The following is a 15,698-nucleotide window of genomic DNA, read 5'->3' on the forward strand; positions in this document are numbered from 1 at the left end:
GCCGATGCCTTCAGCGGAACCCCTGCTCAACACACCCGAATTCACCGTTTCCGAGCTCTCGCAGTCCCTGAAACGGACGGTTGAGGACACCTACGGCCATGTCCGGGTCCGCGGCGAGATCTCCGGCTTCCGCGGCGCGCATTCCTCCGGCCATTGCTATTTCGCGCTCAAGGACGAGAGCGCCAAGATCGAGGCGGTGATCTGGAAGGGCGTGCACGGCCGCATGCGCTTCAAGCCCCAGGAGGGGCTCGAGGTCATCGCCACCGGCAAGCTCACGACCTATCCGGGCTCCTCGAAATACCAGATCGTGATCGAGGCGCTGGAGCCGGCCGGCATCGGCGCGCTGATGGCGCTGATGGAGGAGCGCAAGCGGAAGCTCGCCGCCGAAGGCCTGTTCGACGAGGCGCGCAAACAGCTTCTGCCGTGGCTGCCGGAGGTGATCGGCGTGGTGACGTCGCCGACCGGCGCCGTGATCCGCGACATCCTGCATCGGCTGGAGGACCGCTTTCCCCGCCACGTGCTGGTGTGGCCGGTGAAAGTTCAGGGCGAAGGCTCGGCCGAGCAGGTCGCGGCCGCGATCCGCGGCTTCAATGCGCTGCCGGAGGGCGACAAGATTCCGCGCCCGGACGTGCTGATCGTCGCGCGCGGCGGCGGCTCACTGGAGGATCTGTGGTCGTTCAACGAAGAGATCGTGGTCCGTGCCGCGGCCGAGAGCATGATCCCGCTGATCTCGGCGGTGGGGCATGAGACCGACATCACGCTGATCGATTTCGTCGCGGACAAGCGCGCGCCGACGCCGACGGCGGCGGCCGAGATGGCCGTGCCGGTGCGCAGCGATCTCTTTGTCGAGGTCGGCGATCTCGGGCGACGCACCCGGTCCTGCTGGCAACGCGGCCAGGAGAGCCGTCGCAGCGAGCTGCGTGCGGCCGCGCGCGCGCTGCCGGCGGCAGGCGATTTGCTGGCGATCCCGCGGCAGCGGCTGGATTCGGCAGGTGCGTCCCTGCCCCGCTGCCTCAAGGCCAATACGCACGCGCATTTCCGCAGGTTCACCGCCGCAGGCGCCAAGCTGACGCTGCGGGTGCTGCATGGCCAGATCGCGCAGGCCGATCATCGCCTCACGGTGTGCGGCGAGCGACTCGGACTGTCCACGCGCTCGCTGCTGCGGCGGCGGCGCGACCGCTTCGCCGGGCTGGAGGTGCGCTTGCGCGCCTCGAAGCTCTCCAATGCGCAGGCGCAGCGCAACGCGATTGCGCGCCAGCGCGAACGCACGCATCGCCTGGCCGAGCGCGCGGGCCGCGCGCTGGTGACGCTGTTGCAGCGGCTCGACGCCCGCGTCGAGAACAGCGGCAAGCTGCTCTCCGCGCTGTCTTATCGCGGCGTGCTCGCGCGCGGCTTTGCGCTGGTGCGCGACGAGGCCGGCCATCCCCTGCATTCGGCGGACACGATCGGGCCTGGTGCAAGAGTCGAGATCGAGTTTGCGGATGGACGCGTGGGTGCGACCGCGGATGCGGATCGTGCAGCACCGACGGCAAAACGCGCGCCGGCGCAAGCCAAGGCGGCGGCGCAGGAGGCGTAGCCAGCGCCAAAGCGCGTGGGCAAGCCGGTGGATCAGGGGAATTTGTTTTAGCTGGAGCGACGGCATCGCGTCACCCTCGGCGTCATTCCCCGCGAAAGCGGGGAATCCAGTACGCCGCGGCTTCTCGATCAATCACAGGCGTCTCGGCGTACTGGATCGCCCGGTCAAGCCGGGCGATGACAGTGAGTGTGTGGGACGCGTGCCACGAAATCGCTGTCGTAGCCCGCATGAGCGTAGCGACATCCGGGACCAGCGGCCCCGGATATCGCTACGCTCATCCGGGCTACAAGACTGCGCGTCTCAGCGGCAGGACAAGCCCGCGTCGATCGTGGTCCAGAAACCGCAATGTTCCGGCGCGAGTTGTGGCGCGCCGGCATGGGCTTCGAACAGATGGGCTTCGAACAGGAAGACCGCGACGGTGAAAACGATCAGGGCGGAGGAGAACAGGACGAAGCGGTTGCGCATGGGACTGCGTTTAATCGACATCGTGGTCGAATGATGGCGTCGGCACGGGCTGAAACCCACACGGCGCGGGATCCGTAGAGTCACGGTCGGCCATTTTCCGTGCAGGGCGGTGGTCGATGCGGGGCTGTCCGCTGTTGTTCCCAAGGGCGGCCCCGCTCGGCACATGTAGCCCGCACGAGCGCAGCGATATGCGGGACGGACCTACCCGGATATCGCTACGCTCATCCGGGCTACGGCACTGCCGTCACCGCGCCAGCCACTCCGCAACTTCCTTCTGCGATTCCGCGCGCGCTGCCGCATCGGTGCCGAGATGGCCGTGCTCGGGCGTGGCGGCGTCGGTGCTGCCGGCAGCTGCGTGCAGCGGCGTGTTGGCGCGGTCGAAGTCGTGAAAGGCGCCGGGATAGACCACGATGCGCGCGAGCGCGCTGCGGCCATGCGCGCCATCGACCATCTGGCGGCAGGCCGGCGGCGACGAGACGTCGTCATTGCCGCCGATCAGCACCAGCGTCGGCACCCGTGTGCTCCAGCCGAGGCCTGCGGAAATCCTGCAGTCCGGATAGAACGCGATCGCGGCGCGGAAATCCGGGCCCACATCGCGCGCCAGGCTCTGCGGACGCACGGCCCAAAGCAGCGCGCTGGCGCCATTCGCCCACCCCATCAGGCTGACGCGGTCGCGCGCAACCCAACTCTGCCGCATCAACCAGGCGCGCGACGCCGCGATGTCGGTGACGCGTTCGCGCCGCGCCTTGACGTGGATGTCCTTGACGCGGCATTGCGGCCCGAGCTCACGCGAGCCGTAGCTGTCAGGGAGCAGGACGGCGTTACCGGACTTGAGCAGCCGCTCGGCCCAGTCGCGATAGCGCGGCAGCACGGAATCGGAATGGCCACCGAGCCCGCCGCAGCCATGAAGCGCGATCACGGTCGGAAACGGCCCCGCGCCCTCGGGCTTGTAGAGCTGCGCATGCAGCACGCCGGACGCCAGCGGAATCTCGACCGGCTGCGGCGCCGGCGACGCGTGCGCGGCCGAGATCAGGAACGTCAGGAACAGGGCGGTGAACGGAAGGCGCATCGAACTTTGCCGTTGGATCCTTCGCTCAAGCACTATCACGCGGAAACGGCGCCAAAACATCACAAACCGGTGGGTTTACCGGGCGGACAAGCCACCCTATTTATGCTACATCCCGTCCAACACATCGTGCCCTCCAAGGTGACCCCGGAGCGGCCTTCCACGGAGACTTTCGACCGTGCTGAACAAGTTCGGCCCCTCGGGCCATGGCGAAGCGCAGGTGCAATATCTCGACGGCGATTTCCGCGTGATCTCGCCGGGGACTTTCGTGCGCTGCGCGATCACCGATACGCGCATCCCGCTCGACGAGTTGAAATACTGGAGCGTGGACCTGCAGGAAGCCTACGCCACACCCGCCGCCGTGCTCGAGCGACATTACCCGGGCGCGCCCAAGCCGCAAGCCTGAGGCCGCGGGCGCGCGTCTATTGCTGCTCCGCGCCATCCGTGCCCACGCAGGTTTTGATGAAACTCTTCCTGGGCTCGCCGACGATCTTCTGATCGATCGCCTGCTTGAGGCAATCCAGCCGCGCCTGCGCCATGCAGAGCTGCATCTGGTCGCGCTTGTCCTGTCCCTTCAGGTTCTGAGTTGTCGCGAGGCAGGTGACGCGCTTGGTCGCGGGCACCGGCACGGTGGTGGTTTGAGGAGCCGGCGGAGTCGTTTGTGCAAACACCGGCGCAATGATCAGACACACAAGGCTGGCGGCAACGGCGGCGAACGGCAACTTCATCGAACTCTCCTGGTCGTATGAAACGGTTAGGAGTTTTGCGATGAACGACGCGTGAATGGCAGGCTGCTGTGTCGGATGGGCAAAGCGCAGCTGCCCTGCCGGCACAGCACGAGCGGTGCAGCTTTTTCACGAGGCATGTTCGCACGCACCAGAAATGCTGCTCGCACAGCCGAGACGATTTCCGTTATGCCGATCCGCGTTGCATCGAAGAGTGCTTGCACTCCGTGGTTAGCCATTTCGCGTTGTGGTTGGATTCTTTGTTGCGATTGGCGCTCTTAGGTTGTTTGACGAAGTCTTGGTGAAACAAAGCGCCGCTATGCTTCATCTTAGGTAATTGGCCCTGCTCTTTTTATCGCACAGACAATCAAGTCAACCAAACGGCCACTGAGCTCTGGAATTGGCGCAGTCTGTGAACGGGCTCATATCGAAGAGCCATCTGTCGGGCTACGATCACCTCGAAAATTCGCGGTGGATTATTTGTAAATCGAAAATCAACGATGGGGGTGATCATGCCCACCATACTAGACCTGCTCTATCGTGAATATTGCCGCGCCCGCCTCGCTGAAATGCGGAAACAGCTTCTGATCGCAGCTGAACGCTTTGAAGCTCTCGAAGCGCATCATCATCCGGATCAGGGTGACGATGAGAGGACGGACACACAGCGCAAGACCGGTCGCCGCGCGCCGAATTGAAGCGGCCCGAGACCGGCGATCTCTCCCGCGTAGCAGTGACCAAGCAGTTGGCAACAGTTTGGGAGGCAGCAATGAATACACCCGAGTACTATACCGCCATGGTAGCCTGCGCCTCGTGCCTGACCATTATCGGATTGATGGCCGTTGGGGCGTGGTGAGCATGATTGACTGCTGAACCGCAATCGCAGGCCGTTGCCGAGGTCGCTGGCAAGCACGTCCGGTCGGACGACGGCGCGGACGCAGCACGCAGCGTACAGCATGGTTCGTCAACGGAGGCTGGAAGGCCTTCGCCTCGGCTTGCAAACATTATTCCTGCTGTGAGGTGAGCGTTGCCGCCGTTTCGGACTGCGGCGGCTTCGCTTCAGATCCGGATGTCAGCTTCCGGGCGGGGTATACGAAGAGCGCAGCTTCGCCGCGTTCTGGCGGACCTGCTTGATCTCGTCCTGCGTGAACAGCCGCGTCAGTTTCACGTTCTGCAGGGTGCCCGCCGTGACGGTCAGGCCGGAAATGGCCGGAGCCGCACCCGGATCAGGCACATCGAAAATCACCAAAACGCCTGGGCCGTCGGCCGCAACGCTGAACATCGAAATCAGCTTTCCGCCGGCCGCTTCGATAAGTTTTCTTGCCGCCTCCTGACGATCGGTCTTGGGGTTCTCCAAAATGGCATTGAGAGCGCGTGGTGTGTATTGTCCGGTGAGGCAAAAATGCATGGCATGTTCTCCTCTGGGTTTTTGGCAATGACTTTCCCTGCCGTTCCGAACTCGTCGTTACGGCCGCTGCATCTGAAATGATGAAGGTACTGCCCGCCGTGGGCATAAACGCCGTCGATGATTTCCGGGAGTTCGGCACGTCCCGGTGACGGCTCTCATGAAACGCTACATCAACTCCCGAACGTGCGGAAGAGAATTCGTCAGCCGCGACATGTCACCTCGGTTGCCACATATCGCACCCGCGCATGAAATGCTTTTCGTCACACCGTGCGTCCACAACGAGCGCGGTTCGCCCGCCGTCCGACATTATCGCCTGCCGAATCTTCGCTCGCGCGCCTTGTAGAGATGATCGCTGATCAGTTGCCGGAGCGTAGCCGGGTCGTCGAACTCGAGCTGGACGGCGAACGGCACGATGCCGTCCGGCACGCCTTCGCGGCCGTGCAGACGCGCGAGATCCTTTTCCGTCGTCACCAGTGTTTGCTGCTCGCGCTGCGCCTCCGCGGCGAGAGTTGCGATCTCGTCGTTCGAAAACATGTGATGATCGGCGAAGGCGCGCGTGCGTGCGACTTCGATACCGCCAGTGCGCAAGCTGCGGAAGAACCGTTCGGGATCGCCGATGCCGGCGAACGCGAACACCGGCTTGCCCAACAGTCTTGCGACCGACCCGGCGTCGGGTTTCAGCCGCGCGCGCAGCTCCGGCTTGTTGCGCCTGGCAAGCTCGGCGGCGACAGCGTCGGCGGCGCGGCCGCCGCCGATCAGGACCAGCGCGTCGGTGCGCGCAAGCTGCGCCTTCAGCGGCGCACGCAGGGGACCGGCCGGAAACACCTTGCCATTGCCGAGGCCGCGCTCGCTGTCGATCACGATCAGCGAGGTGTCCTTGAGAAGACGCGGGTTCTGGAAACCGTCGTCCATCAAAATCACGGTGGCGCCTTGCGACTTCGCCAGCACGACGCCGTCGAGACGGTCGCGCGCGACCGTGACAGGGACGTCGCGCGCCATCATCAGCGGCTCGTCGCCGACGTCGGACGCGGTGTGACGCATGCTGTCGACCATCACCGGGCCCTTGAGGCTGCCGCCATAGCCGCGGCTGAGCACCACCGGCGTCTCGCCGAGCTCGCGCAAGAGCTTCGTCAGCGCCAGCACGGTCGGCGTCTTGCCGGCGCCGCCGACATGGTAGTTGCCGACGCAGATCACGGGGATGCCGGCGTCGACGCCCTCGCGCAGCATCCGCCGTTCCGTGATCGCGCCGTAGAGCGCACCCAGCGGCCCCAATGCGTACGATTCGAGGGAACGTGGCCGGTACCAGAAGGCCGGCTCACGCATTGGCGGCCCCCATCTCGATCCGCAACTGCAAGAGATAAGGCTCGAGCGCGGTCATGGTGCGGTTGAGCGCGCCGCCGAGATCCTCGACCACGCCGGCGCCCGACTGCTGGACGTTCTTTCGCACGGCAGGATCGGCGAGCAGCTGGCCGAGCTGCTTGATCAGTAGTTCCTGCGTGTCGGCTTGGCGCGCGCCGCCGCTGTGATCGAGCGCCTCGTAGACATCGGCGAAATTGAAGACGTGTGGACCATGGACGATGGCCGCGCCGAGCTTGATCGCTTCGATCGGATTCTGGCCGCCATGATGGATCAGCGATCCGCCCATGAACACGATGTCCGAGAGGCGATAGAACAGGCCGAGCTCGCCCATGGTGTCGGCGACATAAACGTCGGTGGTCGCGGTCGGCAGCTCGTCGCGCGAGCGCAGGGCCGGCTTCAGGCCGGAGGCCGTGATCAGGCCTGTGATCGAGGAGCCGCGATCCGGATGGCGCGGCACGATCACGGTCAGGAGCTGCGGGAAGAAACCGGTGAGGCTGCGATGCGCCGCCACCAGCATCTCCTCCTCGCCCGGATGGGTCGAGGCCGCGACGATGATCGGACGCCCGCGCGTCATCGCCATCAGCCGTTCGAGCTTGGCGGGATCGGCCGGGGGCGCCGGCACGTCGAGCTTGAGATTGCCCGTGGTGACGACGTCGCGGCCGCCGAGCGTCGAGAAGCGCTCGGCATCGGTCTTCGACTGCGCCAGACAAATGTCGAACCGCGACAGCAGCGCCGAGATGGTGCCTTGCATCCGGCGCCAGCGCGGGAACGAGCGCGGCGACATCCGCCCGTTGATCAGCACCATCGGCACGCGGCGCGCGGCGCCGGCCAGGATCAGGTTCGGCCACAGATCGGATTCGATGAACAGCGCCAGCGACGGCTTCCAATGGTCGAGGAAGCGCGCGACATAACGCGGGGAATCATACGGCACGTATTGATGGATCACGTCGGGCGGAAAACGCTTTGCCACAATAGCAGCCGACGTGACAGTGCCCGAGGTGAGCAGAATGCGCAGGTTCAGATCGCGCAAGCGCTCGATCAGCGCCGCCGCGGCGAGGACCTCGCCGACGCTGGCGCCGTGAATCCAGACCAGCGGACCGTGCGGCCGCACGTCCCGGGACAGGCCCCGCCGTTCGCTGACCCGCGCGGGATCTTCCTTGCCCTGCTTCAGGCGCCGCTTGATCAGCACAGGCGCGAGCGGCACCAGGCCACGCGCCAGGCGCCGGTACATCCGCAGCGTCAACGGCAGCGAGCCGGGCAGCGATTTAGGCATCTGCAGGTCCCGGCCGGCCGAGTTGCGCATAGGCTTGGCGGGTCGCCTCGTTCAAGGTCTCCTCCAGCTCGAGCCGCAGCGCTTCCATGGTGGCGGCGTTCGCATCCGGCGGAACGTGGATTTCCTTGATGCCGACCAACGCGCCCCGCCCGAACGGCAGGTTGATGGTGGTGCGGTCCCAGTTCTTGAGCCGGATGAAGCGGCTGGTCGCCATCGCAAAAGGCATGATCGGCCGCCCCGATTCCCGTGCCAGCATGATGATGCCGAGCCCGGCCACGCGCGAGCGCTTGGGGACGTCGGCGGTCAGCGCGACATTACAACCGTCCTGGAGCGTCCGCACCATTTCCTTGAAGGCACCGACCCCGCCTTTGCGGTGAAACGCGCCGCCATGGTCTCCGGACCCGCGGATGGTGCCGATGCCAAGCCGCTCGGCGGCAATCGCGTTGAACTCGCCGTCGCGGTGACGGGAGATCAGGACCCTGGCCTTGTACCAGTCCTTGTTCTTGATGAAGGGGGTGAGGAAATGCTGGCCGTGCCAAAACGCGAAGATCGCCGGGATCTGCGGCTCGACGCGGTCATAGACGTCCGGCGGATCGAACGTGAATTTGTTCGTCCGCCAGACCAGACGCAGATATTCCGCCGCCAGGATTCCGACGGCACGCTGAACGAAGCTGCTCCTCAGCGTATTGCGAAGCAGCTTTTTCAACGCGCCGGTTCTTGATTCGGGTCGAGCAGCCGATGGAGATGGACGATGAAATAGCGCATCTGCGCGTTGTCGACCGTGCTCTGCGCCTTGGCGCGCCAGGCGGCGTGCGCGGTCGCATAGTTCGGATAGAGGCCGACGATCTCGACGTCGTCGAGGTTCTTGAAGGTGTTGTGCTCGAGATCGACGAGCTCGCCGCCGACGACGAGGTGGAGCAGTTGTTGCGGGGCACTATCTGGCATCGGTTCTGTTCCTAACGGGCTGCCCGGCAAAGCAGTGTTCGACAAGCACGAGAAAGCGCTTCACGGCAAGGGGCGGTTTCGAAAATGCGAGACAATGTTCGCATGACGATCGCGACCCGCTGCCACCAGCACCCCATGCGTGACTTGCCGGCGGTTATAGAGGATGGGATCTCCGGAGAGATCGCTCATCCTACCATCGGCTTCCTGCACGATCAAATCCGCCGCCGCAAGGTCCCAATCATGACTGTTGCCGCCCGCAAAAGCCGCATCCAGCGCGCCATGGGAGACCCGGCACAGCCGCAGCGCGAGCGAACCGATTCGCGGATGCAGCTTGATCTCGCCCAGTGACGGCTTCAGGCGCTCGACCAGGGGCTTCGGACCCGCGACACGCGAGAAGTCGAGCTCGGACCCAGCCGTCGCCCGCACCGGCACATCGTTGAGGATCGTGCCCTGGCCGCGGGCGGCGAAGAAGAACTCATCGCTGGTCGGCGCGAACACCGCGGCCAGCACCGGCGAGGCGTCCTCAACCAGCGCGACGCTGACGCACCATTCGTCGTGGCCGTTGAGGTAGTTGCGGGTGCCGTCGATGGGATCGACGATCCAGGTCATCCGCCGCGACAGCCGCACCTCATCGTCGGCGCTCTCCTCCGACAGCCAGCCATAGTCGGGCGTCGCCGCGCGCAGGCGCGCTTCCAGGAGATCGTTGACGGCGATGTCGGCTTCCGAGACCGGCGAGGACGCGCCCTTGGTCCACTTCTTCAGCTCGGTGCGGAACATCGACTGCGCGAGTGCGCCCGCCTCCCGCACCGTGTCTTGCAGCAGCGCCGCGTCGCGCGTCAGGATGGCTTCGCCTGTTGCGTTCGCGTCAACGTCCGCCAAGCGTCAAACCCTCGATGCGCACCGTCGGCGCATTGACGCCGTAGCGGAACTCGAGATTGTTCGCCGGCTGCATCGACTTGAAGATCTCGAACAGATAGCCGGCGATCGTCACCTCGCTCACGGGATAAGTGAGTTCGCCGTTCTCGATCCAGAAGCCGGAGGCGCCGCGGCTGTAGTCGCCAGTCACGCCGTTGACGCCCGAGCCGATCAAATCGGTGACGTAGAAACCCTGCTTGATGTCGGAGATCAGTTCGGCCGGCGTCGGCGTGCCGGGTTCAAGATGCAGATTATACGGCCCGGGCGACGGCGAGGAGGAGACGCCGCGATGGGCATGGCCGGTGGTGGTGAGACCGAGCTCACGCGCGGTGGCGCAATCGAGCAGCCAGGTCGTCAGCACGCCTTCGTCGATCAGCGCGATCTTCTTCACGGCGACACCTTCAGCGTCGAACGTCTGCGAGCGCAGGCCGCGTTTGCGCAGGGGATCGTCGATGATGCGGATGTTCTTGGCGAACAGCTGCTGGCCGAGCTTGTCCTTCAGGAAGCTGGTCTTGCGCGCAATCGAAGCGCCGTTGATGGCGCCGACGACGTGACCGACCAGCGAGCCCGCGACGCGCGGATCGAACACCACAGGCACTTTGCAGGTCTCGACCTTGCGCGGATTGGCGCGCGCCACAGTGCGCTCGCCCGCGGAACGGCCGACGATCTCGGGCGACAGCAGATCGGCACCATGCGGCGCCGAGGTGAAATCGTAGTCCCGCTCCATGCCGGTGCCGTCGCCGACAATGGCGGTGGCGGAGATGCCCTGGCTGGAACGCAGGTAAGAGCCGTGGAAGCCGGTGCTGGTGACGAGCACCATGCCGCCCATTCCGGCAGAGGCCGAGGCGCCGCCGGATTTGGTCACGCCCTTCACTCCGAGCGCCGCAGCCTCGGCTTCGAGCGCGCGGCGCTCGAGTTCCGAGGTGGCGGGCACGTCAGGGTCGAGCAGATCGAGATCGGGAAAGTCGCGCGCGAGCAATGCGGGATCGGCAAGGCCGACATATTTGTCGTCGGGCGCAACACGCGCCATCGCAACCGCTCGCTCGGCAAGCTTGGTCACGGCATCGCCGCTGGCGTCGTTGGTGGAGACCACCGCCTGGCGCCGGCCGACCAGCACGCGCAAGCCGACATCATCGCCCTCGGAACGCTCGGATTCCTCGACCCGGCCGTCGCGGACCTCGACGCCTTGCGAGACGCCACGCACGGCGACCGCATCGGCCGCATCCGCGCCGGCGCGCCTGGCAGCCTCCACCAGCCGCTGCGCGAGATCGGAGAGCGCAGACTGGTCGAACAGGTCGCGGCTGGCTGTGGACGAATTCTTGGGTGAAAGCGTCGAGCTTGGTGAAGGGTTCACAAACGAAATCCTGTTGGGGCGGGCTGCGGGACCGGAACCCACAGATGTGCCCTGATCGCGCGGACTTCAAGCATTTTCAACCCACCAAAAGCTCAGATTCGCACCTTGCGCGCAACGTCTCGTCAATCATGCGCGCCAAGGTCTTGTCAATCATGCGCGGCGGTGAGGTTGGATTAACCAGCCTTTTTAAGCGGTTTCGGAAAGGCCCGCGCTAAGGTCCTCGCATCGACCGGGAACATAATCCTGGCGGGGAGAACTAAAGCCGTGAGGCGTCAAACAGCAACAAGCGGGATCACTCCCGCCGGGTCGAGCCGCTCCCTGCGGCTCGACCCCCTTTCCCTTCCGGTCCGCTTCGATGCGCATGATCCGCGCGCCGACGGATATGTCCGGCAGATCGAGCTTCATCGCGAACGTGTCGTGCTGCACCGTGCCGTCCGCGGCATGCGGATGGCGATCAACGTCCGCGTCAGCGACTTCATCGGCGTCGCGCTGCGCGGCAACGACGAGGCCCAGACCCTCGTCCTCGTGCATCGCGATCCCTCGCTCTCCATTCCGCTGCTGGTCAGCGCCGATGGCGACGAACTCGTTGAGGCCTGGGCGATCTGGAGCGAGCTGTTCGCGCTTCCGCAGCTCGACGAAGGCGCACGCCAACCCGCGCCGCGGCGTCGCCGCGCCAACGCGATCCGCCACCGCCGTCCGAAATTTCTGATGCGCCGCCGCACCGGTGTCGCACGCGAGTTGTCGGTGCATCGCGACGAGCGCGAGATCATCGCGCGGAGTTAGGCCGCTCGCAGCACCGCGTCGGCCAGCAAACCCGCAAAGAGCAACAGCCCCGCATCGCGATTCGAGTAGAACAGGCGCTTGCAGAGATCGCCGTCGCTGATATTCAGCCGCGCGATCTGCGAGGCCAGATGCACGGCGAAGGCCCCAAGTCCGAGCCAGGCCGGCCAGCGCGCATCGCCCGACGCCAGCGCCACGCCGATCAGCAGCATCGCCAGGCCGTAGAACAGGATCAGCGCCTGGTGCGTATGCGCGCCGAACAGGCGCGCGGTGGACTTGATGCCGATCAGCGCATCATCCTCTGCGTCCTGATGCGCGTAGATCGTGTCGTAGCCGATCACCCAGGAAATCGCGCCGGCATAGAGCACGAGTGCGGTGACGTCGATGCGCCCGAAGGTGACGGCAAATCCCATCAGGGCGCCCCAGGAGAACGCAAGCCCGAGCACGATCTGCGGCCACCAGGTGATGCGCTTCATGAACGGGTAGATCGCGACGATCAGCAGTGAGGCAATGCCGGTCAGGATCGCGAAGCGGTTGAACTGCAGCAACACCACGAGCCCGATCAGCGCCTGCGCGACCATGAAGGCCAGCGCCTGCTTCGCGCTCACCTGGCCCGACGGCAGCGGTCGCGAGCGGGTGCGCTCGACCTTGTCGTCAAGATCACGGTCGGTGATGTCGTTCCAGGTACAGCCTGCCCCCCGCATCACGAAGGCGCCGATGAAGAACAGGACGATGGTGAGCGGCAGCCCGCGGACGTCATGCGCCATGCCGGCGGCGAGCGCCGCCGACCACCAGCACGGCATCAACAGGAGCCAGGAGCCGATCGGACGATCAAAGCGGGACAAGCGCAGATAAGGCCGCGCCCATTGCGGCGCACGCGTATCGACCCAGTTGCCGGTGGAATCGGCAACTCGGGCGGATGTGTCGCTCATCGCGTCAGGACGTTGCCGTTGAGTGTATCGAAGGTGCTGCCGCCCTTCTTGCCGGCATTGGCCTCGGGCGCCGAGCCCGAACCCAGCACTTCGCTCAGCGACGGACCGGCCGGTCCGCGCGGCTGGTTCTGCATCTGCTGCGCGACGTTGCAGACCTTCGCCGTCATGGCCTCGGTGTTCTTGTGGCCGTCCTTCATCTGCGCGCCGACCTGCGCCGGAATCCCGCATTTCGAGGCGTTGGCCTCGATGTACTTGATCATCTTGGTCTCAGCCTGGCTGAAGTTGCGGATCAGCTTGCAGGCCTCGTCAGGTGGAGCGTGACGGTCGCTCGCGGCCTTGATCAGCTTGCCGCGCTTTTCGGCATCCTCGCGCAGAGGCATGAACGCCTTCATGCAGTCCTCGCCGGGACCGGCTTGCGTCGGCGGCGCGGCGCTGAAGGCGCCGGCGCCGCCGACAGGCGCGGCGCCGTTTACGGGGAAGGACGATTGCGGCGCGCCGCCGACGGAGGCGACGGGCGCCGAGCCGTTCACGGGCGGAAACGCGGAACTTGTTGGGGCCTGGCCCGGCAGCGGCGCGGGGAAACCCTGCGCATAGGCACAAACGGCGCCCATCGTGACCATGGCGGCAGTGATCGGAACCATCAAATGACGGATCATCAAGGCAGTCTCTCCGGCAGGAGCTTGCGGGGTTCGGCGTCTTCCCAATTGAAGCGCAACCAGCGTGCTCGCGATTTTACGATTCCCGCCGGCCCTTAACAACCCGTTGAATAGGGCAGGAGCGCGGCGCGCCGACGCACCATTTTGGCAAAATTTACCCCGAAAGTACTGCTTTCGGTTAAGAACGGCGGCAAATTGGACTTTTGAACGATGCCCTCCCACGATTTCCGCGGCCCCCGCCTGTTCGTCGATGCCCCCCTGGCCCAGGATGGCAGGGTCGAGCTCGACCGCGACCAGAGCAATTATCTCGGCAATGTGCTGCGGCTTGCCGCCGGGGCCGAGGTCTTGGCGTTCAACGGCCGCGACGGCGAATGGCAGGCCGCCATCGAAGGCCGCAAGCGGCCGGACGGCCTCGTCATCCTCCAGCAGACCCGGCCGCAGGACAGGCTGCCCGACCTCTCTTACGTCTTCGCCCCGCTCAAGCACGCCCGGCTCGACTACATGGTGCAGAAGGCCATCGAGATGGGCGCTGCCTCGCTTCAGCCGGTTCTGACCCGGTTCACCCAAGCTTCCCGCGTCAATACCGAGCGGATGCGCGCCAATGTCGTCGAGGCGGCCGAGCAATGCGGCATTCTCAGCATCGCCACCGTTGCCGAGCCGGTGCCGCTGGAGCGCTTCCTGACCCAGCGCGCCGCTGGCAGGCTGCTGATCTTCTGCGACGAGGCGGCGGAGCTCGAAAACCCCATTCAGAGCCTGCAAGGCGCAGGCGCGGCAGAGGGAATCGACGTGCTGATCGGCCCCGAAGGCGGCTTTGCCGGGGAAGAGCGGGCGCTGCTGCTGCGGCAGCCGAATATCCTGCGGCTGGCGCTGGGACCGCGGATCATGCGGGCCGACACGGCCGCGGTGGCCGCGCTGGCGCTGGTGCAGGCGGTGCTGGGCGATTGGCGTGGCAAAATGGCCTGATGCCGATATTGGCCGACCGTTAAGCGATTGATCCTTTGGAGGTCGAAACCGCTTTCGGGCCATGCTAAGGCCTGCGGCAATTCGCTCCCCTTGCTTGCCCTGCCCGGTTCCACCGGGACGATGGACCCCGACATGACCGCGACTGCCACCTCAAATGCTGCCGGCTCCGCCGCCTGGGCGGACACGCTGCTGCTGTCGTTCGCGCAGGCGGGCTATGTCAGGGCCGAGCCCGCGATCCTGCAGCCGGCCGAACCGTTCCTGGATCTCTCCGGCGAGGACATCCGCAAGAGCCTGTACCTGACCACGGACCTCTCCGGCGAGGAGCTGTGCCTGCGCCCGGACCTGACCATTCCGGTGGCCCGCGACTACCTCAGCTCTGGCCGTGCCGGCCAGCCGGCCGGGTTCAGTTATCTCGGCCCGGTGTTTCGCTACCGCAACGGCCAGAGCAACGAATTCCTGCAGGCCGGCATCGAATCGTTCGGCCGCCAGGACCGCGCCGCGGCCGATGCCGAGATGCTGGCGCTGGCGCTGGAGGCGACCGCCGCCTTCGGCGTCCGCGACGTCGAGATCCGCACCGGCGACGTAGCGCTGTTCAACGCGCTGCTCGACGCGCTCAACCTCTATCCGGTCTGGCGCCGCCGCCTGGTCAAGGATTTCAACCGCAAGATCAGCCTGGAGCAGGATCTGGAGCGGCTGGCAGCCGCGACGACCGCGACCCGCAGCGAATATGAGGGCGTGCTCGCGGCGCTCGCCGGCTCCGACCGCAAGGCGGCACTCGCTTTCGTCACCGATCTGATGTCGATCGCCGGCACCACCAATGTCGGCGGCCGCAGCACGGCCGAGATTGCCGACCGCTTCCTCGAGCAGTCGACACTGAAGGGCGGTGCGCTGCCGCGCGAGGCCATCGCCGTGCTCAAGCGTTTCCTGTCGATATCGGGTAACCCCGATGACGCCGTCGCCGAGCTGCGCGCGCTCACCAATGACGCGAAGCTCGACCTCAGTGCTGCGGTCGACCAGTTCGAAAGCCGGGTCGGCTTCATGGCCGCGCGCGGCATCGATGTGAAGGGAACGCGCTTTTCGACCGCGTTCGGACGCGGGCTCGACTACTACACCGGCTTCGAATTCGAGCTGCATCACCGCGGCAACGGGGCCGAGCCGCTGGTTGCCGGCGGCCGCTATGACGGGCTGATGACCCAGCTTGGATCGGCCGAGCCGATCCCTGCGGTCGGTTTCTCGGTCTGGGTGGATGCGCTGACCCGGATCGGCCGCAAGGTGGGAGCTTAA

General features: G+C 65.7%; 18 protein-coding genes. 6 read left to right on the forward strand and 12 right to left on the reverse strand.

What is annotated here, in order from left to right; all coding sequences use genetic code 11:
• Positions 1-4 precede the first annotated feature (4 nt).
• Positions 5-1,576 (forward strand): exodeoxyribonuclease VII large subunit, encoded by a 1,572-nt coding sequence (xseA, locus tag BRA1253DRAFT_RS18845; protein WP_051058537.1) that lies wholly within the window; start codon positions 5-7, stop codon positions 1,574-1,576.
• A 300-nt stretch (positions 1,577-1,876) separates the two neighbouring features.
• Here xseA and BRA1253DRAFT_RS43650 read toward each other — a convergent pair whose 3' ends face one another.
• Positions 1,877-2,062: a hypothetical protein gene (locus BRA1253DRAFT_RS43650; protein WP_198288339.1), complete on the reverse strand. Its 186-nt coding sequence runs from the start codon at positions 2,060-2,062 to the stop codon at positions 1,877-1,879.
• Between the two features lie 223 nt (positions 2,063-2,285).
• On the reverse strand, positions 2,286-3,110 hold the full coding sequence (locus tag BRA1253DRAFT_RS18850; RefSeq protein ID WP_007596921.1) for a dienelactone hydrolase family protein: 825 nt from the start codon (positions 3,108-3,110) through the stop codon (positions 2,286-2,288).
• 175 nt (positions 3,111-3,285) lie between these two features.
• Between BRA1253DRAFT_RS18850 and BRA1253DRAFT_RS18855 the strand changes: the two genes are divergently transcribed.
• Positions 3,286-3,513 (forward strand): DUF2093 domain-containing protein, encoded by a 228-nt coding sequence (locus BRA1253DRAFT_RS18855; protein WP_007596922.1) that lies wholly within the window; start codon positions 3,286-3,288, stop codon positions 3,511-3,513.
• A gap of 16 nt (positions 3,514-3,529) precedes the next feature.
• On the opposite strand, the gene BRA1253DRAFT_RS18860 is transcribed toward BRA1253DRAFT_RS18855, so the two are convergent.
• Entirely contained in the window at positions 3,530-3,835 is a 306-nt protein-coding gene (locus BRA1253DRAFT_RS18860) for a hypothetical protein (protein ID WP_007596923.1), read from the reverse strand.
• A 497-nt stretch (positions 3,836-4,332) separates the two neighbouring features.
• Between BRA1253DRAFT_RS18860 and BRA1253DRAFT_RS44525 the strand changes: the two genes are divergently transcribed.
• A complete protein-coding gene (locus BRA1253DRAFT_RS44525; RefSeq protein WP_083869876.1) occupies positions 4,333-4,527 on the forward strand; it encodes a hypothetical protein in 195 nt (64 codons plus the stop codon).
• A 374-nt stretch (positions 4,528-4,901) separates the two neighbouring features.
• Here BRA1253DRAFT_RS44525 and BRA1253DRAFT_RS18865 read toward each other — a convergent pair whose 3' ends face one another.
• The 7 genes from BRA1253DRAFT_RS18865 to BRA1253DRAFT_RS18895 form a co-directional block, all read right to left on the reverse strand.
• Complete coding sequence (locus BRA1253DRAFT_RS18865) at positions 4,902-5,237, reverse strand: GYD domain-containing protein (protein WP_007596925.1); 336 nt, start codon at positions 5,235-5,237, stop codon at positions 4,902-4,904.
• A gap of 306 nt (positions 5,238-5,543) precedes the next feature.
• Positions 5,544-6,560 carry a tetraacyldisaccharide 4'-kinase gene (gene lpxK / locus BRA1253DRAFT_RS18870; RefSeq protein ID WP_007596926.1) on the reverse strand — a complete coding sequence of 339 codons (1,017 nt, stop codon included), beginning with the start codon at positions 6,558-6,560 and terminating at the stop codon, positions 5,544-5,546.
• Positions 6,553-7,899: a 3-deoxy-D-manno-octulosonic acid transferase gene (locus tag BRA1253DRAFT_RS18875; protein ID WP_088941022.1), complete on the reverse strand. Its 1,347-nt coding sequence runs from the start codon at positions 7,897-7,899 to the stop codon at positions 6,553-6,555. Before BRA1253DRAFT_RS18875 ends, lpxK begins: the two co-directional genes overlap by 8 nt.
• Entirely contained in the window at positions 7,862-8,575 is a 714-nt protein-coding gene (locus tag BRA1253DRAFT_RS18880) for a lysophospholipid acyltransferase family protein (RefSeq protein WP_007596928.1), read from the reverse strand. The genes BRA1253DRAFT_RS18875 and BRA1253DRAFT_RS18880 overlap by 38 nt, the downstream gene beginning before the upstream one ends.
• Positions 8,572-8,814 carry a DUF4170 domain-containing protein gene (locus tag BRA1253DRAFT_RS18885; protein ID WP_007596929.1) on the reverse strand — a complete coding sequence of 81 codons (243 nt, stop codon included), beginning with the start codon at positions 8,812-8,814 and terminating at the stop codon, positions 8,572-8,574. Before BRA1253DRAFT_RS18885 ends, BRA1253DRAFT_RS18880 begins: the two co-directional genes overlap by 4 nt.
• A 60-nt stretch (positions 8,815-8,874) precedes the next feature.
• Positions 8,875-9,693: a 3'(2'),5'-bisphosphate nucleotidase CysQ gene (locus BRA1253DRAFT_RS18890; RefSeq protein WP_007596930.1), complete on the reverse strand. Its 819-nt coding sequence runs from the start codon at positions 9,691-9,693 to the stop codon at positions 8,875-8,877.
• Positions 9,680-11,083: a TldD/PmbA family protein gene (locus BRA1253DRAFT_RS18895; RefSeq protein ID WP_007596931.1), complete on the reverse strand. Its 1,404-nt coding sequence runs from the start codon at positions 11,081-11,083 to the stop codon at positions 9,680-9,682. Before BRA1253DRAFT_RS18895 ends, BRA1253DRAFT_RS18890 begins: the two co-directional genes overlap by 14 nt.
• 264 nt (positions 11,084-11,347) lie before the next feature.
• Here BRA1253DRAFT_RS18895 and BRA1253DRAFT_RS18900 point away from each other — a divergent pair, with 264 nt between their 5' ends.
• Positions 11,348-11,866: a DUF6101 family protein gene (locus tag BRA1253DRAFT_RS18900; RefSeq protein WP_007596933.1), complete on the forward strand. Its 519-nt coding sequence runs from the start codon at positions 11,348-11,350 to the stop codon at positions 11,864-11,866.
• On the opposite strand, the gene ubiA is transcribed toward BRA1253DRAFT_RS18900, so the two are convergent.
• Both ubiA and BRA1253DRAFT_RS18910 read right to left on the reverse strand, forming a co-directional pair.
• A complete protein-coding gene (gene ubiA, locus BRA1253DRAFT_RS18905; protein WP_007596935.1) occupies positions 11,863-12,795 on the reverse strand; it encodes a 4-hydroxybenzoate octaprenyltransferase in 933 nt (310 codons plus the stop codon). The genes BRA1253DRAFT_RS18900 and ubiA overlap by 4 nt on opposite strands.
• Positions 12,792-13,451, reverse strand: a complete 660-nt coding sequence (locus BRA1253DRAFT_RS18910) for a hypothetical protein (protein WP_007596938.1) — start codon at positions 13,449-13,451, stop codon at positions 12,792-12,794. The genes ubiA and BRA1253DRAFT_RS18910 overlap by 4 nt, the downstream gene beginning before the upstream one ends.
• Before the next feature lie 210 nt (positions 13,452-13,661).
• Between BRA1253DRAFT_RS18910 and BRA1253DRAFT_RS18915 the strand changes: the two genes are divergently transcribed.
• Positions 13,662-14,414 carry a 16S rRNA (uracil(1498)-N(3))-methyltransferase gene (locus BRA1253DRAFT_RS18915; protein ID WP_007596940.1) on the forward strand — a complete coding sequence of 251 codons (753 nt, stop codon included), beginning with the start codon at positions 13,662-13,664 and terminating at the stop codon, positions 14,412-14,414.
• A 132-nt stretch (positions 14,415-14,546) separates the two neighbouring features.
• Entirely contained in the window at positions 14,547-15,698 is a 1,152-nt protein-coding gene (locus BRA1253DRAFT_RS18920) for an ATP phosphoribosyltransferase regulatory subunit (protein WP_007596942.1), read from the forward strand.

The organism is Bradyrhizobium sp. WSM1253, from assembly GCF_000244935.1.
Classification (GTDB): Bacteria; Pseudomonadota; Alphaproteobacteria; order Rhizobiales; family Xanthobacteraceae; genus Bradyrhizobium; species Bradyrhizobium canariense.